Annotated in this window: 28 protein-coding genes and 1 pseudogene; 15 read left to right on the top strand and 14 right to left on the bottom strand. The window is 63.4% G+C overall.

The window, feature by feature from the left end:
• On the top strand, positions 1-741 hold a 741-nt coding region (locus FJW05_RS26055; RefSeq protein ID WP_348639836.1), incomplete at its 5' end, for an ankyrin repeat domain-containing protein.
• Between the two features lie 28 nt (positions 742-769).
• Here FJW05_RS26055 and FJW05_RS26060 read toward each other — a convergent pair.
• Together FJW05_RS26060 and FJW05_RS26065 are read right to left on the bottom strand one after the other, a co-directional pair.
• A complete protein-coding gene (locus tag FJW05_RS26060; RefSeq protein ID WP_140636817.1) occupies positions 770-1,297 on the bottom strand; it encodes a gamma carbonic anhydrase family protein in 528 nt (175 codons plus the stop codon).
• Between the two features lie 19 nt (positions 1,298-1,316).
• Positions 1,317-1,661 carry a hypothetical protein gene (locus FJW05_RS26065; protein ID WP_140636819.1) on the bottom strand — a complete coding sequence of 115 codons (345 nt, stop codon included), beginning with the start codon at positions 1,659-1,661 and terminating at the stop codon, positions 1,317-1,319.
• A 110-nt stretch (positions 1,662-1,771) separates the two neighbouring features.
• Between FJW05_RS26065 and FJW05_RS26070 the strand changes: the two genes are divergently transcribed.
• Both FJW05_RS26070 and FJW05_RS26075 read left to right on the top strand, forming a co-directional pair.
• A complete protein-coding gene (locus FJW05_RS26070; RefSeq protein ID WP_140636821.1) occupies positions 1,772-2,500 on the top strand; it encodes a hypothetical protein in 729 nt (242 codons plus the stop codon).
• Positions 2,501-2,690: 190 nt separating this feature from the next.
• Complete coding sequence (locus FJW05_RS26075; protein WP_140636823.1) at positions 2,691-3,935, top strand: cytochrome P450; 1,245 nt, start codon at positions 2,691-2,693, stop codon at positions 3,933-3,935.
• Positions 3,936-4,163: 228 nt separating this feature from the next.
• Here FJW05_RS26075 and FJW05_RS26080 read toward each other — a convergent pair whose 3' ends face one another.
• The 5 genes from FJW05_RS26080 to FJW05_RS26100 all read right to left on the bottom strand — a co-directional run bounded on the left by FJW05_RS26080 (position 4,164) and on the right by FJW05_RS26100 (position 8,114).
• A complete protein-coding gene (locus tag FJW05_RS26080; protein WP_140636825.1) occupies positions 4,164-4,508 on the bottom strand; it encodes a cupin domain-containing protein in 345 nt (114 codons plus the stop codon).
• Position 4,509: 1 nt separating this feature from the next.
• Positions 4,510-5,790, bottom strand: coding sequence for an O-acetylhomoserine aminocarboxypropyltransferase (locus FJW05_RS26085; protein WP_140636826.1), 1,281 nt, complete (start codon positions 5,788-5,790; stop codon positions 4,510-4,512).
• 157 nt (positions 5,791-5,947) lie between these two features.
• Complete coding sequence (locus FJW05_RS26090; protein ID WP_140636828.1) at positions 5,948-6,469, bottom strand: CoA-binding protein; 522 nt, start codon at positions 6,467-6,469, stop codon at positions 5,948-5,950.
• Positions 6,466-7,248, bottom strand: coding sequence for an AAA family ATPase (locus tag FJW05_RS26095; protein ID WP_140636830.1), 783 nt, complete (start codon positions 7,246-7,248; stop codon positions 6,466-6,468). Before FJW05_RS26095 ends, FJW05_RS26090 begins: the two co-directional genes overlap by 4 nt.
• 44 nt (positions 7,249-7,292) lie before the next feature.
• Positions 7,293-8,114: an enoyl-CoA hydratase gene (locus FJW05_RS26100; protein WP_140636832.1), complete on the bottom strand. Its 822-nt coding sequence runs from the start codon at positions 8,112-8,114 to the stop codon at positions 7,293-7,295.
• A gap of 150 nt (positions 8,115-8,264) precedes the next feature.
• Between FJW05_RS26100 and FJW05_RS26105 the strand changes: the two genes are divergently transcribed.
• The 5 genes and pseudogenes from FJW05_RS26105 to rpsI all read left to right on the top strand — a co-directional run bounded on the left by FJW05_RS26105 (position 8,265) and on the right by rpsI (position 10,955).
• Entirely contained in the window at positions 8,265-8,720 is a 456-nt protein-coding gene (locus FJW05_RS26105; protein WP_140636834.1) for a PaaI family thioesterase, read from the top strand.
• Positions 8,721-8,759: 39 nt separating this feature from the next.
• Positions 8,760-8,939: a type II toxin-antitoxin system HicA family toxin gene (locus FJW05_RS26110; protein WP_210239111.1), complete on the top strand. Its 180-nt coding sequence runs from the start codon at positions 8,760-8,762 to the stop codon at positions 8,937-8,939.
• A 51-nt stretch (positions 8,940-8,990) separates the two neighbouring features.
• Positions 8,991-9,369: pseudogene (locus FJW05_RS26115) on the top strand (type II toxin-antitoxin system HicB family antitoxin).
• 651 nt (positions 9,370-10,020) lie between these two features.
• Positions 10,021-10,485, top strand: coding sequence for a 50S ribosomal protein L13 (rplM, locus tag FJW05_RS26120; protein WP_040983169.1), 465 nt, complete (start codon positions 10,021-10,023; stop codon positions 10,483-10,485).
• Entirely contained in the window at positions 10,485-10,955 is a 471-nt protein-coding gene (rpsI, locus tag FJW05_RS26125; RefSeq protein ID WP_140636836.1) for a 30S ribosomal protein S9, read from the top strand. Before rplM ends, rpsI begins: the two co-directional genes overlap by 1 nt.
• A gap of 92 nt (positions 10,956-11,047) precedes the next feature.
• On the opposite strand, the gene FJW05_RS26130 is transcribed toward rpsI, so the two are convergent.
• On the bottom strand, positions 11,048-11,956 hold the full coding sequence (locus FJW05_RS26130) for a LysR family transcriptional regulator (RefSeq protein ID WP_140636838.1): 909 nt from the start codon (positions 11,954-11,956) through the stop codon (positions 11,048-11,050).
• Between the two features lie 95 nt (positions 11,957-12,051).
• Here FJW05_RS26130 and FJW05_RS26135 point away from each other — a divergent pair, with 95 nt between their 5' ends.
• Positions 12,052-12,924 carry an aldo/keto reductase family oxidoreductase gene (locus FJW05_RS26135; protein WP_140636840.1) on the top strand — a complete coding sequence of 291 codons (873 nt, stop codon included), beginning with the start codon at positions 12,052-12,054 and terminating at the stop codon, positions 12,922-12,924.
• Between the two features lie 220 nt (positions 12,925-13,144).
• Here FJW05_RS26135 and FJW05_RS26140 read toward each other — a convergent pair whose 3' ends face one another.
• Together FJW05_RS26140 and FJW05_RS26145 are read right to left on the bottom strand one after the other, a co-directional pair.
• Entirely contained in the window at positions 13,145-14,203 is a 1,059-nt protein-coding gene (locus FJW05_RS26140; RefSeq protein ID WP_140636842.1) for a glycerophosphodiester phosphodiesterase family protein, read from the bottom strand.
• Positions 14,204-14,286: 83 nt separating this feature from the next.
• Complete coding sequence (locus FJW05_RS26145) at positions 14,287-15,501, bottom strand: acyltransferase (protein WP_140636844.1); 1,215 nt, start codon at positions 15,499-15,501, stop codon at positions 14,287-14,289.
• 124 nt (positions 15,502-15,625) lie between these two features.
• On the opposite strand from FJW05_RS26145, the gene speB reads away from it, so the two are divergent.
• Positions 15,626-16,627 (top strand): agmatinase, encoded by a 1,002-nt coding sequence (speB, locus tag FJW05_RS26150; protein ID WP_140636846.1) that lies wholly within the window; start codon positions 15,626-15,628, stop codon positions 16,625-16,627.
• 29 nt (positions 16,628-16,656) lie between these two features.
• Positions 16,657-17,589 (top strand): N-acetyl-gamma-glutamyl-phosphate reductase, encoded by a 933-nt coding sequence (gene argC / locus FJW05_RS26155; RefSeq protein WP_140636848.1) that lies wholly within the window; start codon positions 16,657-16,659, stop codon positions 17,587-17,589.
• Between the two features lie 52 nt (positions 17,590-17,641).
• On the opposite strand, the gene FJW05_RS26160 is transcribed toward argC, so the two are convergent.
• Complete coding sequence (locus tag FJW05_RS26160) at positions 17,642-18,733, bottom strand: COX15/CtaA family protein (RefSeq protein ID WP_140541325.1); 1,092 nt, start codon at positions 18,731-18,733, stop codon at positions 17,642-17,644.
• A 151-nt stretch (positions 18,734-18,884) separates the two neighbouring features.
• On the opposite strand from FJW05_RS26160, the gene FJW05_RS26165 reads away from it, so the two are divergent.
• Entirely contained in the window at positions 18,885-19,100 is a 216-nt protein-coding gene (locus FJW05_RS26165; RefSeq protein WP_140541324.1) for a DUF2842 domain-containing protein, read from the top strand.
• A gap of 33 nt (positions 19,101-19,133) precedes the next feature.
• On the opposite strand, the gene FJW05_RS26170 is transcribed toward FJW05_RS26165, so the two are convergent.
• A complete protein-coding gene (locus FJW05_RS26170; RefSeq protein WP_140636862.1) occupies positions 19,134-20,192 on the bottom strand; it encodes a polysaccharide deacetylase family protein in 1,059 nt (352 codons plus the stop codon).
• 90 nt (positions 20,193-20,282) lie between these two features.
• On the opposite strand from FJW05_RS26170, the gene FJW05_RS26175 reads away from it, so the two are divergent.
• Positions 20,283-21,512 (top strand): GNAT family N-acetyltransferase, encoded by a 1,230-nt coding sequence (locus tag FJW05_RS26175; RefSeq protein WP_140636864.1) that lies wholly within the window; start codon positions 20,283-20,285, stop codon positions 21,510-21,512.
• 221 nt (positions 21,513-21,733) lie between these two features.
• Positions 21,734-21,976, top strand: a complete 243-nt coding sequence (locus tag FJW05_RS26180; RefSeq protein ID WP_246672195.1) for a hypothetical protein — start codon at positions 21,734-21,736, stop codon at positions 21,974-21,976.
• A gap of 119 nt (positions 21,977-22,095) precedes the next feature.
• Here FJW05_RS26180 and FJW05_RS26185 read toward each other — a convergent pair whose 3' ends face one another.
• Positions 22,096-22,530, bottom strand: coding sequence for a peptidylprolyl isomerase (locus tag FJW05_RS26185; protein WP_140636866.1), 435 nt, complete (start codon positions 22,528-22,530; stop codon positions 22,096-22,098).
• 283 nt (positions 22,531-22,813) lie between these two features.
• Positions 22,814-25,045, bottom strand: a complete 2,232-nt coding sequence (locus tag FJW05_RS26190) for an exopolysaccharide transport family protein (protein WP_140636868.1) — start codon at positions 25,043-25,045, stop codon at positions 22,814-22,816.
• Positions 25,046-25,307: 262 nt separating this feature from the next.
• Here FJW05_RS26190 and FJW05_RS26195 point away from each other — a divergent pair, with 262 nt between their 5' ends.
• On the top strand, positions 25,308-25,871 hold the full coding sequence (locus tag FJW05_RS26195; RefSeq protein WP_140636870.1) for a polysaccharide biosynthesis/export family protein: 564 nt from the start codon (positions 25,308-25,310) through the stop codon (positions 25,869-25,871).
• Positions 25,872-25,878: the final 7 nt, after the last annotated feature.

Here is a 25,878-nt window from a genome sequence, read left to right on the forward strand (position 1 = left end):
CACCCTCCCCGTCCCCAACGACCGGGTTTTAGGAGCCGGCCCCTGTCCCCGGGGCCGGCTCCGCCATTTCGGTCGCCGCCCGCCGGCTGCAACCAATCGGCGCTCAGCTGCCGAAGCGCCATGGTCGGCACGCCCTTCCCCGCCGAGGCGGATGGGAGCAGTATGGCTTGTTCGTTGCGGATGAAGGCGATGCTGGAAGTCCCTGAGGATCGCGGCGCCAGACACCGGCTTTTCAAGGCTATCGACGACGCCTTCAAGGCGGGTGACTTCGAGGGCCTTGGCAAGGCGCTCGGCGGCTCTGCGCGCTGGTTCGACGAGCGGATGCCATTCGAGCTCGGCCTTGGCCATCCGCTCGAATATGCGATCTATTGGAGCCCGGCCGCGTTCATCACCGCCTTGCTCGATGCCGGTACAAACCCGAACTACGAGGATCCTGCCGGGTTTCCTTCGATCATCGCAGCGCTGTCGACGGAACGGCCTGACCGGCTGGACGTCATCCATATCCTGCTCGCGCATGGCGCTGACCCGGATATGCGCGGCGTGAACGACTGGACTCCCCTGCACTATGCAGTATCCCGGCGCGACGCCGAGGCGATCCGTCTGCTGCTCCTGTCAGGCGCGGACCCGTCGCTGCGGACCCGCATCGACGACTACGAAACGGCGCTGGAAGGCGCGGAGGAGGCCGATTTCGAAGCCGGCGCCCTTCTGTTGCGTGAAGCGATGAACAGCCGCCGCGGATGAAGACAGGCGGAGTTGCTGCCCGCCGCCGTCACACTGTCTTGAGCTTGGCCTTGAAGCGTTTGGCATTGGCCACATAGTGCGCCGCCGAGACGCGCAGCCGCTCGATCGCCGCTTCGTCCAGCGTCCTTATCACCTTGGCGGGCGAGCCGACGATCAGCGAATTGTCCGGAAAAACCTTGTTTTCGGTCACCAGGGCGCCGGCGCCGACCAGCGAGTTGTTGCCGATCCTGGCGCCGTTCAGCACGATGGCGCCCATGCCGATCAGGCTGTTGTCGCCGATCGTGCAGCCATGCAGCAGAGCGCGGTGGCCGATCGTGCAGCCTTCGCCGATGGTCAGCGGAAAGCCCGGATCGGTGTGCATGATCGTGTGTTCCTGCACATTAGTGTCGGCGCCGATGATGATCGGTTCGCCGTCGCCGCGGACGACGACGCCGAACCAGAAGCCGGCATTGCGGCCGATCCGGATATTGCCGATCAACGTGGCGTCGGGCGCGATCCAGTTCGTATCGGCGTCCTCGAACTCGGGCACTTTCCCATCGATCGCATAGATCGGCATTGTTCGTCTCCGAATCGTCTCAACCAGCAAATTCGAAGGACCCTAAATTCTCTGTCGCCCAGGATGCAATGGCGATGAGGACGACGCCTAGCGCCAGCGCCCAGGCGATGGCCGTGCAGCCGCAGGACAACAGCGCAATCGTGCCGATGCGGCCCTCGCGCCGGGCGGCCAAGGCCTCGTTGGTGAGCATGAACGGCCCGGCACAGGCCGTTGCCGCGAGCGAACGCAGGATATGGATGGGCGAAACACAGGGTTCAGCAAAGGCCAGGCGCCGGCCGGCCAGCAATTCCATGGCCGATCCGGCCAGTCCGCAAGCCGTTAGACCAACCGCGAAAGCGTAAAGAACAAGCACAACGGGATCCATGTTTACCAACCGTTTACTATGAAAACGCACAGTCGTGCCAACGCGCTGCAAGAGCCATGCCGCGCAGGCTGTGCCGCCTAAAGACAGGTAGGCGGATCGGGGAAGAGCAAATGAGAGAGGCAAATGTTGCCGAGAGCGCGGACTTCGAGGTCGTCAACTCGACCTTGATGAAGCGGGTCTTTTGTATCTTCGCGGCGCTGGCGCTGCTTTCGATTGCCATCAGCGTCGGCGGCAAATGGCTTGGACGATCGATCGCCATGGCCGGCTATACCGATGACACGACGGTGCGCCAGATCGTCATGGGCAACAATCTCATCAGCGTGCCGGCAAACTTCATCCGCTTCGATCAGGCCAGGCGCGACGGCATCGCCTCGCGGCTCGACCTCTATCTGCGCTATCCCGAAATGGACGGCTACAGCACGGCCGCGCGCGACGACTTCAACCATGCGACGACCAGGAAGATCATCTTCCTGTCGTTCGAGCCGCGCATGATGTCGCGCGACATGAGCGGCCGTTTCGCGCCCATCTACAGCGCTCTGATCGAAAAGCCGGGGACGCCCGGCCCGGGCGGCACGACGGTTTACGCCTTCAGCGAAAAATCAGGCTATCTCAACGAGGTGTTGGCTGTTGCGGAGCGTCCCGGTAAGGATCCGTTCGTCGCCCGCTGCCTGAGCGGCCCGAGTGCCGGGGAATCGCTGGCGCCCTGCGAGCGCGACATCCAGGTCGGCGACGATCTCAGCCTCACCTATCGCTTTCCGCGCGAGCTGCTCGCGAACTGGCCGGCGCTCGACGCGGCGATTGCAGCCAAAGTGGCGGGTATCTTGAAGACGGGCCACTGACGCGACGCTCGATCATTTAGCCGGCTATCAAACTGGAGCGATGTCGCCCTCGAGACATCATTGCCGGCCTTGAGCAACCCGGCCTTAGACAGCTCGCAATGCCCACGCCGCTCGTCTGGCTCAACGCCTCGGCTTCACAGGCCAAGATACGGTCTGGCATCGCGTCGACAAGGCGCGCTAATGGTCTGAGATGACCGATTTGATACCTGCCTATCTCGAGTTTGATCCAAAAAGCCGCCGTCTGCGGCTCGATCCGCATGAGCCAGCCTTCGTGCAGAACCCTTACGAGGCCTACGCCTTCCTGCACGGCACTGCCAACAGCTTCTTCTGGGAAGATTATGGGTTCTGGTGCTTTGGCGGCTTCGATGAGGTCAACCGCTTGCTGCGCGACCGCCGTTTCGGCCGGCAGAATCCGGCCGGAATTCCCGACAGCCGCGGCATCGGCGGCGACCGCTCGCATCTCGCGGCCTTCGACGCCATCGAGGCCAATTCCATGCTGGAGCTCGAGCCGCCGGTGCATACGCGGCTGCGGACATTGGTCAACCGCGCCTTCGTCTCACGCCAGGTCGAGCGGCTCAGGCCGCGCATCGAGGCCTTGGCCAACGAGCTGATCGACCGCTTCGAGCCAAACGGCGTCGACCTTCTGCCCGCTTACGCCTCGCCCTTGCCGATCACCATCATCGCCGAAATGCTCGGCGTTCCGGTCGAAATGGGGCCGCAACTGCTCGACTGGTCGCACCAGATGGTCGCCATGTACATGCATGGCCGCACGCGCGAGACCGAGGAGACGGCCAACCGCGCCGCACGCGATTTTTCCGAATTCCTGCGCGGCTATATTGCGAAGCGGCGCAAGAAACCCGGCGACGATCTGCTGTCGCTCTTGATAGAAGCCCAGGAGAACGGCCAGAAGCTGTCGGAAGACGAGCTGGTTTCCTCGGCCATCCTGCTTCTCAATGCCGGCCATGAAGCGACCGTGCACCAGACCGGCAATGCGGTGCGCTCGATCCTGGCGCAAGGCGGCAATCCGCGGCGCTTCTTTGCGACACCGGAGGCGAATGTCGCGACGGTCGAGGAATGCCTGCGCTACGACCCGCCGCTGCATATGTTCCTGCGCTACGCCTATGAAGAGATGGAAGTTTCGCCGGGCATTTTGGTCAAGCCCGGGGAGATGGTGGCGCTGCTGCTCGGCATGGCCAACCACGATCCGTTGGCTTTTGCCGAGCCCGACACCTTCAATCCGGCCCGCATGGACCAGAAGAACGTCTCCTTCGGCGCCGGCATCCATTTCTGCATCGGCGCGCCGCTGGCCCGGCTGGAGCTGCAGGTGTCGTTGAAGACACTGTTCGACCGGCTGAATCTACACCTGGCGGAGATGCCACGCTTCCGCGACACCTATCACTTTCATGGGCTGGAGCGGGTGACTGTCAGTTTCTGAGCGAGGCGTAGCCGACTTCGTCATCCTCGGGCGTAGCGACGCGAAGCGGAGCGCAGACCCGGGGATCTATGCCGTTATTTTAGCCGAAGGATGCGGCGGTGCAGAATTCTGCACCGTGATGGCCGTCTTAACGTCGCGGCATGGATTCCATGGTCTGCGCGCGTCGCTTCGCTCCTTGCTTCGCCATGGAATGACGAGGCGATAGGCCTTCGCCAACCGGAAACCCACTCAAAGCCGGATCACATATTCCTTGCGCGTCGTCTCGAGCACTTCCCATGTGCCCTTGAACCGTGGCCGCAGCACGAAACTGTCGCCGGCCCGCACGGTGCGGGCCTTGCCGCCGTCCTCGGCGATCACCGAGACGCCGGACAGAATGTGGCAAAACTCCCATTCGTCATAGACGATGCGCCATTTGCCTGGCGTCGCTTCCCAGATGCCGGCATAGAGGCCGCCGTCGCGCTCCTCGACATTCCAGGTGCGGAATTTGGGATCGCCCGAAATCACACGGTCCGGCAGCGGCGCGCCGGCCTCAGGTTCGACGGTATCGGTGTTGAGCGCAAGAAAGGCCGACATATCAGACCTTGCCGAGCGCCTGCTCGAGATCGGCAACGATATCGTTGACGTCCTCGATGCCGACCGAAAGGCGGACGGTGTCAGGTCCGGCGCCGGCCTTGACCTTCTGCTCGTCGGAAAGCTGGCGATGCGTGGTCGAGGCCGGATGGATGACCAGCGATTTGGTGTCGCCGACATTGGCGAGGTGCGAGAACAGTTCGAGCGCCTCGACGAATTTGATGCCGGCCTCGTAGCCGCCCTTGAGGCCGAAGGTGAACACCGCGCCAGCACCCTGCGGCGAATATTTCTTCTGCAGCGCGTTGTTCTTGTCGCTTGGCAGGCCGGGATAGTTCACCCAGGCAACCTTGGGATGGTTCGACAGCCAGCCGGCCACGCTCGCGGCATTGTCGCAATGACGCTGCATGCGCAGCGGCAGCGTCTCCAGGCCGGTCAGGATAAGGAAGGCGTTGAAGGGCGAGATCGCCGGGCCGATGTCGCGCAGGCCGAGCACGCGGGCGGCAATCGCGAATGCGAAGTTGCCGAAAGTTTCGTGCAGGACGAGGCCGCCATATTCAGGGCGCGGCTCCGACAGCATCGGGTATTTGCCGGACTTCGACCAGTCGAAAGTGCCGCCGTCAACGATGGCGCCGCCGATAGAATTGCCGTGGCCGCCGATGAATTTGGTCAACGAGTGCACGACGATGTCGGCGCCGTGCTCGATCGGCCGCACCAGATAGGGCGAGGCCAACGTGTTGTCGACGATCAACGGCAGGCCGTGCTTGCGGGCGATGTCGCCGATCTTCTCGATGTCGACGAAGACGCCGCCGGGATTGGCAAGGCTCTCGATGAATATCGCCTTGGTCCTTTCGTCGATCTGGCTCTCGAAAGTCGCCGGATCGTTTGCTTCTGCCCAGCGAACTTCCCAGCCGAAGTTCTTGAAGGCATGGCCGAACTGGTTGATCGAGCCGCCATAAAGCTTGTTGGCGGCGACGAAGTTGTCGCCCGGCTGCATCAGATTGTGGAAGACGATGACCTGCGCGGCGTGGCCCGAGGCGACGGCAAGTGCCGCGGTGCCGCCTTCGAGCGCCGCGACGCGTTCCTCGAGAACCGCCTGGGTCGGATTCATGATGCGCGTGTAGATGTTGCCGAAGGCCTTCAGCCCGAACAGCGAGGCGGCATGATCGGCATCGTCGAAGACGAAGGAGGTGGTCTGGTAGATCGGCGTGGCGCGAGCGCCGGTCGCCGGATCGGGCTTTGCGCCCGCATGAACGGCCAAAGTGTTGAAACCAGGCGCACGAGTCATCGAAATCCCTCTCCTAACGTTCGAAAATCGCCGGGCATTCTTGGCGAAGCGCGGCCGGGAATGCAAAGAAGAAAATACCGTTCGGGGCGCGATCTACGACGAACGCCCGGGAAAATCCATTTCGTCCCGGAATAATTTTGCGCGAACTACCGCATGCTTATTTCTGTCTTACGCCGAAGCTCTGAAATCCCTGGCGCATCAGGGGTTTTTTCGACGACAGAACGCCGGAGTTGACGCCGGTCCAGCCGATCTCGCCGGACAGCTTGCCGTATTCGATCTTCGGGCAGCGGTTCATCACCACCTTGATGCCGACAGCTTCGGCGCGGGCAGCCGCCTCATCGTTGCGCACGCCAAGCTGCATCCAGACGACCTTGGGCAGCGGATCGAGCTGCAGCACCTGGTCGACGATACCGGGCACCGCCGAGGAAGCGCGAAAGATGTCGACCATGTCGACCGGCTGCGGCAGGTCGGCGAGGCTCGCATAGACCGTCTGTCCGAGGATCTGCTTGCCGGCATGACCGGGATTGATCGGGAACACCGAAAAGCCCTTGGCTAAAAGATATTTCAGCACGAAGTAGCTCGGCCGCACATCGTTGGGCGAAGCGCCGACCATGGCGACCGTCTTCACCGAATTCAGGATGCCGGCGATGTAGCTGTTGTCGTAGGTATCGTGGTTCATGGTTCGTCCTCATACAGCGCTTCGGCGAGAAAGGCAGCCGGATCGCTGCAGAAGTCGCGCATCATGCGAAAATGATCGGTGTCCTGAAAATCGATCAGGTCGAGGCCGAAGCGGCCGATGCGAAAGAGCCGCGCGTTCGGGCAAGCCATCAGCAGCGGCGAATGCGTTGCCATGATCACCTGCGCGGTGCCGGACTGCTCCATGCGTTGAAGCAGTTTCAGCAGTTCGATCTGGCGTGTCGGCGACAGGGCGCTTTCGGGCTCGTCGAGGATGTAGATGCCTTGTCGGCGGCAACGCTCCTCGAAGAAGCGGATAAAGCCCTCGCCATGCGACCATGACAGGAAATCGGGTGGTGGCGGCCTGAACGGATCTTCGAGCGCGGCTCGGTCGAGATAGCGGGCGACAGAATAGAAGGATTCAGCCCGGAAGAACCAGCCGGTGGTGACTTTCGGCAGCCAATGGCCGCGCAGCGTGTTGGCGAGCGCCGCGCCGCTCTTGTCGATGGCAATGGAATGGTCGACCGGACGGTAGCCTTTGCCGCCGCCGGCCTCGTCATAGCCGGCCAGCGCGCCGATGGCTTCAAGCAGCGTCGATTTGCCGGTGCCGTTCTCGCCGACGATGACGGTGATGGCGCTTGCGAATTCAAACTCGAATTCGCGGCCGTGGAAGATCGGCAGGTTCCACGGATATTGCTCCCAATCGGCGACGCGCGACGGCTCAAGCAGGATGCGCTTGAGATAGGGCGCTTTCAGCCGCGTCAGTTGCTTGCGGGCAGCCACGTCGAACCTTCAGCGATGGGATGGCGCGGTTCCATTCAGGCCGGCTACTCGTCGGTCCATTCGGGCTTGCGCTTGCCGATGAAGGCGCCGATGCCTTCCTCGGCGTCGCGCGCCAGCATGTTTTCCACCATCACGCGGCCGGTATGGGCATAAGCATCGGCCAGCCCCATTTCGGCCTGGGCATAGAAAGCCTCCTTGCCAGTCTTGATCACCAAAGAGGATTTGGATGCAATGGTTTGCGCATATTTGTTGACAACCTGAATCAGATATTCGCGCGGCACGATGCGGTTGATCAGGCCGAACTCCTTTGCGGTCGCCGCGTCGATCGTCTCGCCGGTGAGCAGCATTTCCATCGCCTGCTTGCGCGAGACGTTGCGCGACAGCGCCACCATCGGCGTCGAGCAGAACAGACCGATGTTGACGCCGGGCGTGCAGAAACTCGCCTCGTGCGAAGCGATGGCAAGGTCGCAGCTGGCGACCAGTTGCAGGCCGGCGGCGGTGGCAAGGCCGTCGACCTCTGCGATCACCGGCTTCGGGTGGCGCACGATCGTCTGCATCAGGTTCGCGCAAGCCGCGAAGGTCCTTTCGAAGAAGGCCTTGCCCCGATCCGGCTCGGCGCGGTGCGCCGTCATTTCCTTGAGGTCATGACCGGCACAGAACACTTTTCCCGACGCTGACAGGATAATGACGCGCACGGATTTATCCGTCTTCATGCGATCGAGCTCGGCCTGCAGCGCCGCCATCATCGCCAACGACAGCGCATTGGCCGGCGGGTTGGCGAGCGTGAGGCGCAGGATGCCCTCGTCCTGGCTGACAAGAACGGGGCCGTCGGCGACGGCGGGCTTGATGGCGACGACTTCAGCCATTTTTAAACCTCTCGATCAGCGCGCGCGGCCTATGGAGCAACAGAACTAGCACGCTGCCGGTTGAAGAACAGCCGCGAGACGTGTTTTCTCCGTCGCACCGTTTGGTCCAGGCGCACCGCCCGGAGCTGCTCATTCATATAGGACGCGCCGATGCCAGCCCAAAGCGATCTGAAGCCAATGCTCAACGCGGCGGAAGTCAATGCACTGATGGCAAGCGTCTATCCGCAGCTCAACGACAATTTCACCTCCTATGAGGCGATCGACGTTTTTCCGGGCGGCTGCACGGTGCGGCTGAACGCTGACGAGCGGCATCTGCGTCCCGGCGGCACGGTATCCGGTCCGGCGCTGTTCACGTTGGCCGACATCGGCGGCTATGTCTGCGTGCTCAGCCATGCCGGCCCGGACGCGCTTTCGGTGACGGTCAATCTCGACATCAATTTCATGCGCAAGGCCGAAGCCGGTCCGATAGATGGCCATTGCCGGATCCTGAAGCTCGGCAAGAGCCTGATGGTGTTCGACATCGATATTGTCGCGGGCCCGGACGGACACACTGTCGCGCACGCCACCGGCACCTATTCGATCCCGAGGAGGTACTCCCCAGGTTGATGCCGCAACGGATGCGCATAGGTTGGCATTTGATCGAGCGTGACAGTTGCCGCATCATTAAAGCGGCTGAGGGACGACGGCTTCGAACTGGTCTCAGTCTGGGGCTCGCATCACAAATTCCGCAAAGGCACCATAGTGCTTGTCGTTCCGCACCCGGAAAAAGATCAGCCAGTCGGCACCGCTCGCGCGATCGCCAAACAGGCAGGCTGGATTCGCTAGACCTGAATTCGTGTGCAATCAGGAGACTGCAAATGAAGAACTACTTTCGCGCTGGTTGAGAAGGATGTCGACAGCGCGTTTGGTATTCGCTTCCCCGATATTCCGGGCTGTTTTTCGGCGGCCAACGTACCGGAGGATATCGTGCCGAATGCGGTCGAAGCTCTGCAGCTTTGGGCCGAGGATATGTCCGTTCCCGAGCCATCCAGCCACGAGGCGATCGTATCGCTTCCCGATATCCGTGCCGCGCTGTCGGAAGGAGCCTACTTGGTCTCGGTGCCGCTGATCGACAATGACAGCGCCGTGGTCAGGGCGAACGTGACGTTCGAACGCGGTGTCCTGCGCGCGATCGATGCCGCCGCGCGAGCGCGGTATTACCAGATCTGCATTTCTCTCGAGCGCTGCCCGCAAGGAAATCGAAGCCAAACACTAGCGGCACTGCACAAGGATTTTGACCGGTCGGCTTCGGTCAACTCTGTTTTGCGTTGGCAGGTGGCACGCGTTGGAGATTGGCCGAAACGCGCCATCGCGATCGTCATTCCAGGGCGGAGCAGGAGCGAAGCTCCGTCGCGAAGACCCTGGAATCCATGCCATTACCTTCGCCAAGGGGTGCAACGGAGCAGAATTCTGCACCGTGGCGGCGCTTCCAAGTCGCGGCATGGATTCTATGGTCTGCGCCGCGTCGCTTCGCTCCTTGCTCCGCCATAGAATGACGACGTTGGGGCGGCGTTTGCGCTGATTACACGGAAATGAGTGGAAAATCTTACGCCAAGACAAACCCGCAAACCTTTCAAAATCCCTATGTCGGGGAACTAGCGGGGACCGTCAGCGCCGATTTTATCGTGTGGTAAAATAATACCTTTCCTCTAATCCATTGTTTTTGCCACATTTTATTGGACGAACTCGTTTTCCGTTACCTTGACGCACCAAGCGCCCTCGCCTATAAGCCGACCCGAAGCAGCGGCCCGCAAAGGCCGCCGTTTTGTTATTGGCGGAGCGGCTCCGGTCATCCCGTCAATCCAAGCAACAAGAAACGCCTTCTCTGTCCCTCCTGGACGGGAAAGGTCAAACCTGAGAGCAAAACATGGCTACCTTTTCGCAGAAGCCTGCGGATGTGGTGAAGAAGTGGGTGCTGATCGACGCCGAAGGTCTCGTCGTCGGTCGTCTGGCCACTGTCATCGCCAATCATCTGCGCGGCAAGCACAAGCCCACCTTCACCCCGCATGTCGATGACGGCGACAATGTCATCGTCATCAATGCCGACAAGGTGGTGTTCACCGGCAAGAAGTACACCGACAAGGTCTATTACTGGCACACCGGCCACCCCGGCGGCATCAAGGAGCGTACCGCGCGCCAGCTGCTCGAGGGCCGCTTCCCTGAGCGCGTCGTCGAGAAGGCCGTCGAGCGCATGATCCCGCGCGGCCCGCTCGGCCGCCGCCAGATGAAGAATCTCCGCGTCTATGCCGGCGCCGAGCATCCGCACACCGCCCAGCAGCCCGTCACGCTCGACGTGGCCAAGCTGAACTCCAAGAACAAGAGGGCTTCGTAATGGCTGAGCTTTCCTCGCTCGCAGAACTCGGCACCATCGCCGCGCAGCCGGCCGCGCCCGTGCATGTCCAAAAGCTCGACAAGTCGGGCCGCGCCTATGCCACCGGCAAGCGCAAGAACGCCATCGCGCGCGTCTGGGTGAAGCCGGGCTCCGGCAAGATCACCGTCAACGACAAGGAATTCGCGAGCTATTTCGCGCGTCCGGTGCTGCAGATGATCCTCAACCAGCCGATCGTCGCGGCCAACCGCGCCGGCCAATACGACATCGTCGCCACCGTCATCGGCGGCGGCCTCTCCGGCCAGGCGGGTGCGGTGCGTCACGGCATTTCCAAGGCGCTGACCTACTACGAGCCGGGCCTGCGCCCGGTGCTCAAGAAGGGCGGCTTCCTGACCCGCGACAGCCGCGTGGTCGAGCGCAAGAAGTACGGCAAGGCGAAGGCCCGCCGCTCTTTCCAGTTTTCCAAGCGCTAAGGAGCGCTTGGGGGCAAGTTCTCGAAGCACTAAGCGCCGCGAAGTCCGAGCATTTCGAAAAGGCCGCCCCCGGGCGGCCTTTTTGTTTTCTGCTACCAGTGCCCTATCGGCATCTTGATGTAGTCGATGAAGGCGCGCAGCGGCGCCGGCACCAGCCGCCGTCCGGGATAGTAGAGAAACGGCCCCGAGAAGCTTTGCCACCACGGCTCGAGCACAGGTTCCAGGATGCCGCTGTCGAAATACGAGCGCACCCAGTCCTCGAAGAGCCAAAGGATGCCGACGCCGCCGATCGCCGCATCGATGGCGAGATCGACGCCGCCGCCGATGCTGACGACCAACGGCCCCGTGGTATCGACCCGCACCACCTCGCCGTCGCGCTCGAATTCCCAGGGCGTCATGACCCCGCTGGGAAAGCGACCGCGCACGCACGCGTGCCCAAGCAGGTCACGCGGGTGTTGCGGCCGGCCGTGCCGATCGAGATAGGCTGGCGCGGCCGAGGTGGTGAAACGCTGCGTGCGCGGCCCGATCGGCACAGCAATCATGTCCTGCTCCAGCCGTTCGTCATAGCGGATGCCCGCATCGCAGCCGGCCACCAGCAGGTCGACGAAGTTCTCCTCCGCGATCACCTCCAGCCGGATGGCCGGATATGCAGCGAGAAATCCCGGAACGATTTTTGGCAGCACCAGCCGCGAGGCGCTTATCGGCACGTTGAGACGCAAGGTGCCGGCAGGCCGGTCACGAAAGCCGTTCACCACATCGAGCGCGGCCTCCACCTCACCCAGCGCGGGGCCAAGACGCGCCAGCAGGCTGGCGCCTGCCTCGGTCAACGCAACACTGCGTGTGGTACGATTGAAGAGCCGCACACCAAGCTGGGTTTCCAGACGACGGACAGCTTCGCTGAGCACTGACGCGCTGCCTGCAGTCACGCGGGCCGCTTCGCGAAAGCCGCCGGCGCGAGCGACGGCCATGAATGCCTGGAGGTCGTTGAGATCAGCCGCCATTGTTCTTATTTCCGCACAGGTCGTGCTGGTTATACCCTGTTATCAGGACAGCAGCCATCCCTTATCTCCCTCGCCGACAGCGAAGGAGAGCAACAATGTCCAGTGTAGACAAATCCGGTACTTATAAACTCGGCGACCGCTCGGTGCATCGGCTCGGCTATGGCGCCATGCAGCTGGCGGGCAAAGGCGTGTACGGTCCGCCGAAGGACCATGACGCGGCCATCGCCGTACTGCGCGAAGCGATAGCGCAAGGCGTGAACCATATCGACACCAGCGACTACTACGGTCCGTACGTCACCAACAAGCTGATCCGGGAGGCGCTATCGCCCTACCCCGACGACCTCACTATCGTCACCAAGATCGGCGCCCGTCGTGGGGAAGACGGCTCCTGGCTGCCGGCTTTTACAGCTGATGAGCTCGAACAGGCCGTGCACGATAATCTTCGCAACCTTGGCCTCGAGGTGATGGACGTCGTCAATCTGCGCATCATGTTCGGGGTGCACGGCCCAGCGGAGGGCTCCATCGAGGCGCAGGTCACCAAGCTTGCCGAGCTTCAGCGCAAAGGCCTGGTACGCCATATCGGCTTGAGCAACGTCACCCGCGCGCAGATCGCGGAAGGCCGCCGCATCTGCGAGATCGTCTGCGTGCAGAACCAGTATAATCTCGCGCACAGGGACGACGACGCGCTGATCGACGAACTGGCGCGCGACGGTATCGCCTATGTGCCGTTCTTCCCGCTCGGCGGCTTCAGCCCGCTGCAGTCGTCGACGCTCTCGGGCGTCGCGGAACGGCTCGGCGCGACGCCGATGCAGGTGGCGCTGGCGTGGCTGCTGCAGCGTTCGCCGAACATCCTCTTGATCCCGGGCACGTCGTCGGTCGAGCATCTGCGCGAGAATCTGGCGGCGGCGGAGCTCGAGCTGTCGGGGGATGTGCTCGGCGAGTTGGAGAGCGTGGCGAAGGCGGCGTGATGGACGATTAGCTGATCTCCCCCCTTGTGGGGGAGATGGCCGGCAGGCCAGAGGGGGGCGCGAAGGAACGCCGTCCCTAACGAGCTTGCGATCGATAATGACTTGGGAATGCGGGCGCGATTGACCTAGACACTGGATAGGCCGGCGGGACAGCGCCCTCCTCTGCCCTGCCGGCCATCTCCCCCTCAAGGGGGGAGATTATTCGCTCCAGCGCCGCGCTCTAATTGATACTCGCCGTATGCGCCGGCTCAGCCTGCTTGATGTCCGTCGTGTAAGGCACGCGATAGCCATTGGCGGCCAGCCACGCGATCGCCGCTTTCGGCTCGTCGGTCTGGATGATGGTAGCGCCGCGGTCGACCCAGAAACCCCAGGCTTCGCGCGGCAGGCTGGCGGCGACGGCAAGCTCGTCGCCGCGACCGCCGGCGAGGAAGCCGCCCGGCTTGTTGACGACGGCGTAGGTGTCGGCCCAGAGGTGCCAGTCGCCCCGCGCCGCTTCCGCCCGCATGCGGGCGCTGAACAGCGGCCCGCCGGCCGATGTCAGCGTCTCGGCGCCGTTGCGCCAAGTGATCAATTCGACGGCGCGCGGCGCGAAGGCCTTGTCGACCTCGCTGGCGAAAACTGCATCATGCACGGCGTCGTCGGCAAGGATCGGCATGAACTGGAAGCCGCCACCGGCCTGGGTAATCGCCGCGCTCGCGGCATCGATGCGCTGCCGGTTCCAGAGATTCTCCTTGACGATCACCTGATCGGCCATGCCGAGATCGCGCGCCTCCGCGACCATGCTAGGCAGGTCGGTCACCTCCAGCTTGTTGTCGAGATTGATCAGGATCCGGTCCCTGGTCGTCAGCAGCATCTCGCGCAGTGTCGATACAGTCTCTTTGGTGACGGCGCCCGTGCCCTCGACGACCAGCCGGCATTTCTTAAGCTCGGCCAGCGTGTATTTCACCACCTCGCCCTTGCACGTGGTCGTGCGGTCGAGCCAGCTGTCATGCATGATGACGAACTCGCCGTCTTTCGCGCGCCGGACGTCGACCTCGACGATCTCGGCGCCGATCGCGATCGAGCCCTCGACCGCGGCCAGCGAATTCTCGGCGTAAAGCGTCTTGCCGGCCTGCATGCTGCCGGCGCGATGCGCGGCGATCATCACATGGTCACGCCACTGGTTGGCATGCTCGAAGCGGTCGAGAATCTGGCTGGCCCGGCTTTCACCGGCTAAGCTTTGCCCCGCAACGGTGGCAAGGGCGGCGGAAAAGGCAAGGCTCAGCCAGAGTGTTCGCATCGGGGAATCGCTCCGTTCCGGGTTGGGACCCGGTTAGGCGATGCCCATGACAGCGCAGTGAACGAAGCCGGCTAGTTTTTGGATCAAATCCGCTTGGAAAGGCGGCGGAACCAGGCCAGCGCCGGCATTTCGACGAAGCGCCATGTGAACCATGACGCGGCGATGACGGCGATCAACATCGCGGCCAAAGCCGCGAAGCCGATCCAGGGCGAGCCGGTGCCGAAGCCGGTCGCATGGTCGCCGCGCAGCATCAGGTCGCCGACTATGCCGAGCCCAAGCTTGCGTTCGATCAGGCCGCCGACATTGATCATGCGGGCCTGGACGAAGATATGGACCATGTAGATCGAATAGGAGAGCGAGCCGAGCAGCAGCATCGGCCGGCTGCGCAAGGCCAAGCTGACCCACCCGCCCTCATGGGCAAAGAGATAAAGCGCCAGCGCGAAGACGACCGGTGCGGCAATGCCGGCGTCATTCGTTCCCGCCACCGAAACGAACAGCGCGATCACGACGATCATCGCCAGCTCGGCCAGCGTCCAGGCGAGGCGCCCTGCCCCGCCGCTCAGCGCCTGTCGCGCCTCTGCAATGGAATCGTGCTGAAACCAGGCAAGCAGCGCGCCGAGCGAGAAGCCGTAAAGACAGCGGATGAAGCCGAAATCGAAGGACACGTCCATATGGCGCGTCGAGACCGCGAGCAGGAAAAGCGGCGCCGTCACGGCTGCGGCGACGAGCCATATCCAGGCACGCTGGCCGGCGGTGAGCACGACGGCGGCGAAAAGCAGATAGGTGAAGAACTCGGCCGAGATGCTCCAGCTCGGCGCGTTCCAGCTCAGATGATCCTCAACACCCATGCCCTGCAGAAGGAAAAGGTTGGCGACCAGGCTCTTCAGGTCGAAGCCTGCGGTGAAGGGCGCCGGGCCCGTTCCGTGAAGCGCCGGCAGCACGAGCCGCAGCGCCTCGAAGCCGGCGAAGGCGGCGAGCATCAGGAGATGCAGCGGATAGATGCGGCCGAAACGCACGAGCGCGAACCGTGCAAGGTCGTCCTGCCCGGCGAGCCGCCCGCCATAGGCGCTGGCAATGACGAAACCGGAGAGCACGAAGAAGAAATCGACGAACAGATAGGAGCCGCCGACAAAGGCGCTCTGCGACACTATCGAGGTGGTCGGGAAGTGGAACAGCGCCACCAGCAGCGCGCAGATGCCGCGCCAGGAATCCAGCACCAGGAAACGCTCTCCGGCCGTCGTGCCGACACGGGTCGCGGCGGGCGCAGATGCAAGATTGAGCAAGGCAGTCTCACCCATAATGATACAGGTCCTGTGTTGCCGTGGCACTCGCCGAGCGCCGCTTCGTTTCCGCAAGCTGTGACTGGCATGTTGCGTGCCGGTTCTGTAGTTGTGGCTGCCCCGACGAAACCGAGGATTCCTAATGGCGAACAATGAGATCGACCATGCCTTTACCGCCCGCTCCAAGACGGGCGCGTCGTTCGAGCCGACCTATGCCGGCGCGCTGTCGTTCATGCGGCGCAAATATACGAAGGACGTGAAGGGCGCGGACGCGGTCGTGTGGGGCATTCCCTTCGACGCCGCCGTCACCAACCGGCCCGGCGCCCGCTTCGGACCGCAGGCGATCCGCCGCGCCTCGGCGATCCTCGACAACGATCCGCAATATCCATTCTCGCGCGACCTCTTCGAGCATCTTTCAGTGGTGGACTATGGCGATTGCCTGCTCGACAGCGGCAATCACCAGAAGACTCCCGGCACGATCGAGCGCGAGGCGGCCAAAATCCTGAAATCAGGCACGTTCCTATTGACGCTGGGCGGCGACCATTTCATCACCTGGCCGCTGCTCAAGGCGCATGCCGCGATCCACGGGCCGCTTGCGCTGGTGCAGTTCGACGCGCATCAGGACACCTGGCCCGACGACGGCAAGCGCATCGATCACGGCTCCTTCGTTGCCCGCGCGGTGAAGGAGGGCATCATCGACCCCGATCGCTCGATCCAGATCGGCATCCGCACCCACGCGCCCGACACGTTCGGTATCAAGATCCTCTACGGCCATGAGGTCGAGGAGATGCGCGCCTCCGACATCGCCTATGCGATCGTCGAGCGCACCGGCGGCAAGAAGACCTATCTCACCTTCGACATCGACTGTCTCGACCCGGCCTTCGCGCCGGGCACCGGCACGCCGGTGGCAGGCGGCCCCTCCTCGGCCAAGATGCTGTCGACACTGCGCCAACTCGGCCAGATCGACATCGTCGGCGCCGACATCGTGGAGGTTGCGCCGGCCTATGATCATGCCGATATAACGGCAATCGCCGGATCGATCATCGCCATGCATTATCTCGGTCTGCTGGCGGAGCGAAAGGCGCGGCTCGACGAACTGAGCAACGGCAATCATGCCGCGGCAAATCATGCCTACGGCATATGACATTGGAATCGCGAGGAATTTGGCAAGCGATGAAACCGAAAATCTTCATTGACGGCGAACACGGCACGACAGGCCTGCAGATTAGGGCGCTGCTGGCCGACCGTGGCGACCTGGAGATCATCTCCATCCCGACGGAACGCCGCAAGGAGACTGCCGCCCGCGCCGAGTTCCTCAACGCGGCCGATGTCGCGATCCTTTGCCTGCCGGATGCGGCGGCCAAGGAAAGCGTGTCGCTGATTGCGAACGATACAACCAAGGTGATCGACGCCTCGACCGCGCATCGCGTGGCCGAGGGGTGGGAGTATGGCTTCGCCGAAATGGACAAGGACCAGGCGAAGAAGATCGGCAGCGCGCGACGCGTCGCCAATCCGGGCTGCTGGCCGCAAGGGCCGATCGCGACGCTGCGGCCGCTGGTTGCGGCCGCCCTGCTGCCTGCCGACTTCCCGGTGACCGTCAACGGCATTTCCGGCTATTCAGGCGGCGGCCGGCCGATGATCGAGGACTATGTCGGAAAAGGCGAGGACGCGCCCGAGTTCCTGCCCTACGGGCTGACGCTGCAGCACAAGCATGTGCCAGAACTCCGCACCTATGCAAAGCTGTCGCACGACCCGATCATGCAGCCGGCCGTGGGCAATTTCGCGCAGGGCATGATCACCGTGGTGCCGCTGCAGCTCGGCGGTCTCGACCGGGTGCCGACCGGCGCCGAGCTTCACGCGGCGATTGCCGACCACTATGCGTCGATCGATGGCGGCGTAGTCGAGGTCGCGCCCTACACCCATACGGAGCGCATGTCGGAGATCGATCCGGAGATGTATAACGGCACCAACCGGATGAAGGTCTATGTGTTCGCCAATGACGAGAGGGCGCAGGCGCTGCTGATGGCCGTCTACGACAATCTCGGCAAGGGCGCGTCGGGCGCCGCGGTGCAGAACCTCGACCTGATGCTCGGCATCAAGCACTGAGCGGTCGTAAACCTGGAGCTTGCTGCCGCCGAGGCGATCCGCAAGGTTCGCCTCAGCCTCTGACGCGTATATCGGTCGGCAGCGGATAGGCGCCCTTGGTGCCGCGCCAATGCGCGGCAGCGAAGCCAAGCAACACAAGCGCGATCGTCTGATGCGTCAACGCCATGTGCAGCGGCACCTGCATCAATAGCGTGCCGATGCCGATCGAGGCCTGGACGACCACCAGCGCGAACAGAAGCGTGGCCCGGCGGGCATGGGTGGTGCCGGGCTGGCGCCGCCACGTCGCGATCATATGCCAGAGCGCCACGACAAAGATCGCATAGGCGCCCAGCCGATGGACGAACTGCACCGTCTTCGGGTTTTCAAAGAAGTTCAGCCAGGCGGGCTTCAGAAGAAGCAGATCGGAGGGGATCACCTTTCCATCCATCAGCGGCCATGTGTTGTAGGAAAGGCCCGCGTGCAGCCCCGCGACCAGCCCGCCGAGATAGATCTGGATCAGCGTCAGCAGCACGATGACGCCGGCGAGCCGCTGCGTCGACCGGTCGGCGGCCGGCTCGGAATGCGGCGCCAGGCCGCGCGCCACCACCATTGTCGCCGTGAAGATCAGCGCGGCAAGCGTCAGATGCGTCGCCAGCCGGTATTGGCTGACCGAGACGCGGTCGACTAGGCCCGAAGCTACCATCCACCAGCCGATGGCGCCTTGCAGTCCGCCGAGCAGAAGGATGCCGAGGAGCTTCAGCCCGAGGCCGCGTTCGATGCGGCGCGTCGCCCAGAAGAACAGCAGCGGCAAGGCAAAGACCACCCCGACGCTGCGCGCCAGGATGCGGTGCGCCCACTCCCACCAGAAGATCGATTTGAAATCCTCGACGCTCATGCCCTTGTTGATCTCGGCATATTGCGGGATCTGCTGGTAGCGCTGGAACTCTTCCTGCCATTCGGCGTCGTTGAGCGGCGGGATGACGCCGTGGATCGGCTGCCACTCGGTGATCGACAGCCCCGAGCCGGTGAGACGCGTGGAACCGCCGACCAGCACCAGCGCGACCAGCACCAGCAGCACGACGTAGAGCCAGCCGCGCACCAAAGCGCGGTTGTGGAGGTCGCGGTCGCGTGCGGCATAGGGGGCCGTGGCGGTGATGGCAGCCATTTCGCTTTCCCGGCGGTTGAAACGCGCGATTGGTGGACCAAGGCCGCTCAACTGGCAAGACTGGACAGCGCGGCACGCCGTCGCGCCGGGCCGCGACGGTTGCGCCCTCTTGTCATTCGGCCTAAGCGGGGCGAGTCAACGGAACCGCAACATGCCCATTCGCCTGAAAAAGCTGATCGGAACCATATTGCTGGTGGCGCTGGTCGTCTTCTACGCGCTGATCGCCTCCGCCATCGCGGTCACCAGGCTCGCCGAATACGGGCCCACGGCGCATCTCCTGTTCTTCCTGCTCAGCGGCTTTCTCTGGGTCCTGCCGGCCATGGCCATCATCAAATGGCTGATCATCGAGCCGCGCCCGAAGGGCTGATCCTAACCGGCGTCAGGCAAGCGCGAGGCAGGCCTAGACCGTAACGACCATCTTGCCCGCATTGGCCAGCGGCGTCGTGATGCCGGACAGCATCGTGCGGATATGCGCTAGGCTCTGATAGCGGCCATTGACGGAAATGCGCGGCAGCGCGTGCAGGAAGCCGGCATGCTCGGCGCGCAGCACGCCATGCCGCGTGGTCACCGCCGAGGCATAGCCTGCGTCGCGGGCAAAGCCCACCTCGCGGCAGCCGACCGCGCTGGCATAGCCATAGGGGTAAGCCAGATGACGCGGCTCCTCGCCGAGCTTTTCCTTGAGGACGCGGCGGACGTCGCCGATCTCATGGCGCGCATCGGCCTCGGACAGCCGCTTCAAGTTCCGATGGTTGATGGTGTGCGCACCGATGGTCACCAACGGGTGCGCGGCCATGATGCGAAGCTCATCCCAGTTCATCAACGTGCATGGGCGGCCCGAGCCGATTTTGAACCCAGTCGAACGGGCGAGCTCGCGCAGCGCTGCGCCCTGCTCCTCCTCGGGGACTTCCAAGGTCAGCCAGGCGTTCAGCCGCGCGACGGCCTGGATCTTTCGGCCCTGTGTCGAGCAATCGATCGTCGTCGACTTGCCCGCCATCGTCAGCGTCAGGCGCGAGCTGGTATCGACGATGTCCTCGATCACGTCCCACCAGAGATCGACGGCGCCGTCGATCAGGCCCGGGGCGACGTAGATGGCGATCGGCGCGCCGTGTTTCTCCAGGATCGGAAGCGCCTCGGTCATGTTGTCGCGATAGGCGTCGTCGGCAGTGATCGTGGCGAACTGGCCGCCTTTCCCGCCCGTCTTGATGCGTTCGATCGCTTCATCAAGGGAAACAAAGGCATAACCACGCCCCTTCATGTCCGAGATCAGCCTGTCGAGGAAAGTGGGAGCGATGTTCAGATGCCGATTGACGCTGTTCGGCTTCTCCGGTGCCGCGGTGACGCGGTGCAGCATCAGGATAGCGCCGATGCCGCCGACAAACGGCCGCGCCAGAGGCGCAAGGCCGGAGTAGCGGGCAAGGTTCAGCGCCAGTTTCCGGATTGCATCGCCCCCGTCGATCATTCCTTCACCTTTTGCGCCTAGGCTTATTCAAGCACGACATTCGCCTATGCGAACCCCAGGTTGCAACCAATACGTCTTAAGGATTGAGGGATGGTTGACGCCACCGCGTCATTTGACGGCAATCGGGTCGCGGCCAATGAGGCTTCCGCGCGCCCGGTGCTAGCCGACCAGGACCGGTGGACTGCGACCGCAAGCGACGGCACCGGCGTTGCCGACTACGTGCAATTCTGCGCCTCGGCGCTGTTCGCGCCGGCGCAAAGCGCATCCTGGGTGAGCAACTGGGCGGCCGCGACCGGCGCCGACATGGTTGTCGCGACGCTCTCCAGCGATGGCCGCCCGGCGCTGTCGCTGGCCCTGGAGATCGTGCGAAGCGGCCCGTTCAATGTTGCCCGTTTCGCCGGCGGGCGCCACGCCAACGGCAATTTCGCCGCCGCCGACCCGCGTTTCCTGCCTGCTATCGACGGCCGGGCAATCCGCTCGATGTTCCAGGCAATCGCGCGGGCGCGGCCGGATATCGACCTGATCTCGCTGGAAAGGCTGCTGCCAGACCTCGACGTCGTCGCCAACCCGCTGGCCGCGCTGCCCGGCTTTCCAAGTCCGAACCTTGCGCTTGCGGTCGATCTCGACGGCGGGTTCGACGCGCTGCTGTCGCGCGCGAGCGGCAAGCGCAAACGCAAGAAGCACCGCTCGCAGACGCGCAAGTTCGAGGCTGTCGGCGCCTTCCGCCGCATCGAGGCCCGCACCCGCGAGGAGGTCGACAGGCTGCTCGATGCCTTCCTCGAGATGAAGGAGGTGCGTTTCGCCAAGATGGGCATCGCCAATGTCTTCGGCGACAGGCAAGTACGCGACTTCTTCCGGGCGCTTTTCGCCGATGCGCTGGCCGAGGAAAAGCCGCCCTTCCTGCTGCACGGCCTGGACGTGGCGGGCAAGCTGCGCGCGGTGACCGGCTCCAGCCGGTCCGGCAAGCGGCTGATCTGCGAGTTCGGCGCTATCGCCGAGGACGATCTCTCGTCCACCAGCCCGGGCGACTTCCTGTTCTTCGACAACATCCAGGAAGCCTGCGAGCTCGGCTTCGATGTGTATGACTTCTCGGTCGGCGACGAGCCTTACAAGCGGCTCTGGTGCGACATCGAGGTCCAGCATTTCGAGGTGCTTGCGCCGCTGACACTTAAAGGCCGCGCATTGGCGACGACGATGCGGCAAGGCGCGCGCGCGAAGGCCTTCATCAAGAACAACCCGACGGTCTGGAAGCTGACCAAGATGCTGCGCCGCAAGGCTGCCGGACAGGCGGCGCCCGCCGCGGTCGAGGACGACAGCTAGAGCAATTCCAGGAAAAGTGTGAGCGGTTTTCCGTCCGGAATTGCGTAAAAACAAAGAGATAGAGCGGTTCGCCGTTTCCGTGAAACGGTGAAACGCTCTAGGCTGGCAAGAGTCGCACAATCGCCGTCGCGTTCCCAGGCGATGCGGGCAAACGGGCCGAGACCCAGAGGACCCGACGGAACCTATCGAGTGCCGAGAGGTTTTCGCACTCGGAAGGAGACATGGCTATGGCTAAGTGCGACCAGTGCGGCAACGACTATGACAAGGCATTCCTGGTGAGCCTGGGCGGGCAAACCTACACGTTTGACAGCTTCGAGTGCGCTGTCCAGAAGCTTGCGCCGACCTGCCCGCATTGCAGGGTACGGATCATGGGGCATGGCGTCGAGCAGGGCGATGTCATCTATTGCTGCGCGCATTGCGCCGGGCAGGAAGGGGCCAACGCCTTGACCGATCGCGCGCCTTGATATGCGCGGTCCCTTTGATCCTTCGCCGAAGGGCCATGCGGGAAGCCTTTTCCAGAGGTCAACGGAATCGTCGTGCTCAACGGCAAGATTCTTGGCAGCGCACTTAACTGCGACCCAGACTACGCCGCCTGAACGATCTCGACCAGTTCAACGTCGAACACCAGGTCCTTTCCGGCCAACGGATGATTGCCGTCGAGCTTGACGCTGGCGTCGTCCACGCCGATGACCGTCACTTGCATGGGACGGCCCTCGCGGCTGCGAGCCTGCAATCGGGCGCCAACATCGACGTTGATGTTTGCCGGCACGCTGGCGCGGTCGATGGTTACCACCGCTTCGGGGCGATGGGGGCCATAGGCATCGTCGGCGGGAACGGTGACGGTGCTTTTCGTGCCGACTTCCATGCCCTCCACATGCGTTTCGAGACCAGGAATTACCTGTCCTTCACCCAGTGTAAACTGCAACGGTTCACCGCCGGAAGAATCGAATTGGGTGCCGTCGACCAGACGCCCGGTGTAGTTGATGCGTACAGTGTCGCCGTTCTTGGCCTGTGTCATAACAGCCATCCTTTTGGGAGTTTGGGGGGCCGGCCTAGGGTTCACGGTCCCGCTGTCGATCATCCACGCATGAAGGTGCGTAGCGCGAAACATCAGAACTAGGTGCTTTGCCGCCGATGTAAAGTGCGGGAGCCGCCGAGAATGCCCGGGCCGGTCCTGTAGCCCGAGGATTATCATGCCCCGCATCCACTGAACCGTGCTCGATACGTCGCGGTCCCGGCCTCTGCTCCCAGCATCTCGAGGCGTTCGTAAGCGTGCAGAACAGCCCTATTGGCCCGCAGCCTTATGCAGCCGACCGGCGTCCGGGCAATGGATCTCCCGGCTCATGGCCGACCGGCGTGACCAGCGTGACGTCCGGATAGCCGTTCTCGATCAGCTTGACCGCGGCCTGCGTCACCTGGTCGTCGGCTTCCAGCATGGACAGGAAGACTTCGGTGCCGTCGCCGACCAGGCGGCCGATGCCTTGCGCGTCGGCCGGACCGCATTCGACCACGACGAGATCGTAGGCCGTGGTCAGCGACTGCATGATGATGGGCAGCCGGTCAGCGGCGCGCATGGCGCGGACAGGGTCGGCGGTGCCGACCGGAATGACATGCGCATCCGAATAAAGATCGGGGTGGATGACGTCGCTGAACTGCGCTTCGGAAGCAAGCAGATTGGTGATGCCCGGGAAAAGGCTCGAATCCAGCATCGGCCGCGATGCGGCGCCCGATGCCGTGAGGTCAAGCAGCAGCACGCGCAGGCCGGCGTCGGATACTTCACGCGCCACGAGCACGGCGGACGCGGCCGCTTCGTCGCCTTCCGGCGACACGAAGATCGCACGCGCCGCGCCGGAAGCGATCAGCTTCTCGGCAGCCTTGTCGACGTCGATCTCGCCGAGCCTGGACGGACCCGGTTTGGGTTCCGGCTCGGGCATTGGTTGCCCTGCCGCAACGGTGTCGGCTTCAAATGTCTCATTCTGCGCGATCGGCGGCTGCCTCTCCGGCCGTCGCTCGCTGGCCATGGCCGCCTCATAGGGCGCGAAAGGACCGTGGTCGTCCTCGATTTCGGCTACAACCGGCTCGGTGCGAGCCGCAGGCATCGCCACCTGCTCGATATCGGTGAAACGGGCGCCGGCGGACGGACGCATGGCGCGGCCCGAGAACAGCTCGCCAAGCAGCGTGCCGATCGCCATCAGCAGCAGCGAAGCGGCGGCGGCGGCCCCGGTGATCGGCCCGATCTTCGGGAAATAAGGTTGCGACGGCACCTGGGCCTGCGCGATCAGGCTCGCCGCCACAGGCGAGTATCTGCGATCCTTGCGCGAGGCTACCGCATTGTAACTTGCCATATAGGATTCAAGCTGTTGGCGCTGAACGTTCGCCTCGCGCTGCAAGGCATCCAGCTGCACCTGCTGCTCGCCGGCGCGCGCTGACGCGGCCTTCAAGGTGTTGACGTCCGCGATCAGCTGATCCTCGCGGGCCTTCGCCGTCTGAGCCTGGGCCGACAGCCCCCGGATGATCTTTTGCGCCTCATTGCGAATCTGGCCGTCGAGGTCGGCAAGCTGCGACTTCAGCGCCCGGATGCGCGGATGATTGTCCAGCAGGGTCGTGGAAAGATCGGCGATATTGGCCCTCAGCTCGACCTGGCGCTCGCGCAGGCGCTGGATCAACTCGGAAGACAGGACCTCCGGCACGCTGTCCAGCGAACCGCCATTCTGCAGCGCCCGGCGCACGCTCTCGGCACTTGCCTCGGCGGTGGCGCGGCTGGCGCGCACGCGCGACAATTCGCTCGACAGCTCAGAGAGCTGCTGGGTCGGAAGCACCGAATTGTTGCCGCCCATCAGCAGGTCGGACTGGGCGCGGAACGCCGCGACCTTGGCCTCGGCATCCCTCACACGATTCTGCAGATCGGCGATTTCGGGCGCCAGAAAGTTGGTCGCGGCGGCGTTCGATTCGAGCTTGGCGTCGCCCTTCGAGGCGATATAGGCCTCGGCAATGCCATTCGCGACCGCTGCAGCAAGCTTGGGATCCTTCGAGGCGAACTCGATCGCGATCGCGCGCGTCTTTTCAACGGCGTAGACATTGAGCTTGTCGTGCATGGCGTTCAGCACACGCTCGTCCGGCGGGATATCGAAGGGATCGCTTTTCAAGCCTACGAGCACAAGCACACGCCCGAGCGACGACATTTTCAGCGTTTCGTCGAACTCCGGCAACTTGTCCAGGTTGAGCTTGGTCGCCACCTGCTTGAGGATGTCGGGCGAGGAAATGATCTGGACCTGGGTGGCCACGCCCTGCTCGTCGAGAATCGGCTTGTCGTCATCGTTGGTGCCCGGCGGCCGGGTGTATTCCGATTCGCGCGAGCCGATCTCCAGCTTGGCTGTCGCCTTATAATAGGGCGTCGCGAGCCAAGCGAAGGCGAAGGCCAGCCCGGTGACCAAAAGCGTCACAAACACAATGCGCAGCCAGTTCCTCGCAAGGCTCGCGAAAAGCTGTCTCAGATCGACATCGACGTCTGCGGCCGCTGACTGGACGGACATGCATCCTGCTCCGAACTTTGAGTCGAGGCTGGACCGTAAAGAACTATGGTAACTCACCCGTTAAGATCAGAATGAATGCTTATTAGATAGCGCTCAAAGAAGATTGCGCGAAAGCAATAGAACAATTTGGTTTTTACCGATCTCCGGTCTCCCGGACCGAGCTCCTTTACCGCCCATTAACCCTAACAGGATGATAACGGTCGCACTTTCCTGGGGTTGTGCCGCGGCTTGCGGCAAGAGCGAAGAAGGTTCCTGGCCGGTCATGAAAAGCACTGCTCCCCTCTTTCGCGCTTTGCTTGCCCTGTCGCTGCTCACCGGCTGTTCGAGCTACCGCCCGACACCCGCCGCCTTTCACGAGGTGCTCGATCAGCCCTACCGACTCGGCGCCGGCGACCGCGTCCGCGTCACGGTGTTCGAGCAGGACGGGTTGACCAACACCTACAGCGTCGACCAGTCCGGCTATCTGTCCTTTCCGCTGGTCGGCGCGGTGCCGGCGCGCGGCCACACGGCGCAGCAGTTGGAAAAGGCGATCGCCGACAAGCTGCGCCAAGGCTATCTGCGCGATCCCGACGTTTCGGTCGAAATCGACCGCTACCGGCCGATCTTCGTCATGGGCGAAGTGGGCGCTGCCGGGCAGTATTCCTACGTGCCGGGACTCACCGTGCAGAAGGCGGTCGCCATCGCCGGCGGCTTCACGCCGCGCGCCAATCAGGGGAGCGTCGACATCACCCGCGACATCAACGGCAAGGTGATGACCGGGCGGGTGCTGACATCCGATCCGCTCCTGCCCGGCGACACCGTCTACGTCCGCGAACGGCTGTTCTGAAAAACCC

The organism is Mesorhizobium sp. B2-9-1, from assembly GCF_006439455.1.
Classification (GTDB): domain Bacteria; phylum Pseudomonadota; class Alphaproteobacteria; order Rhizobiales; family Rhizobiaceae; genus Mesorhizobium.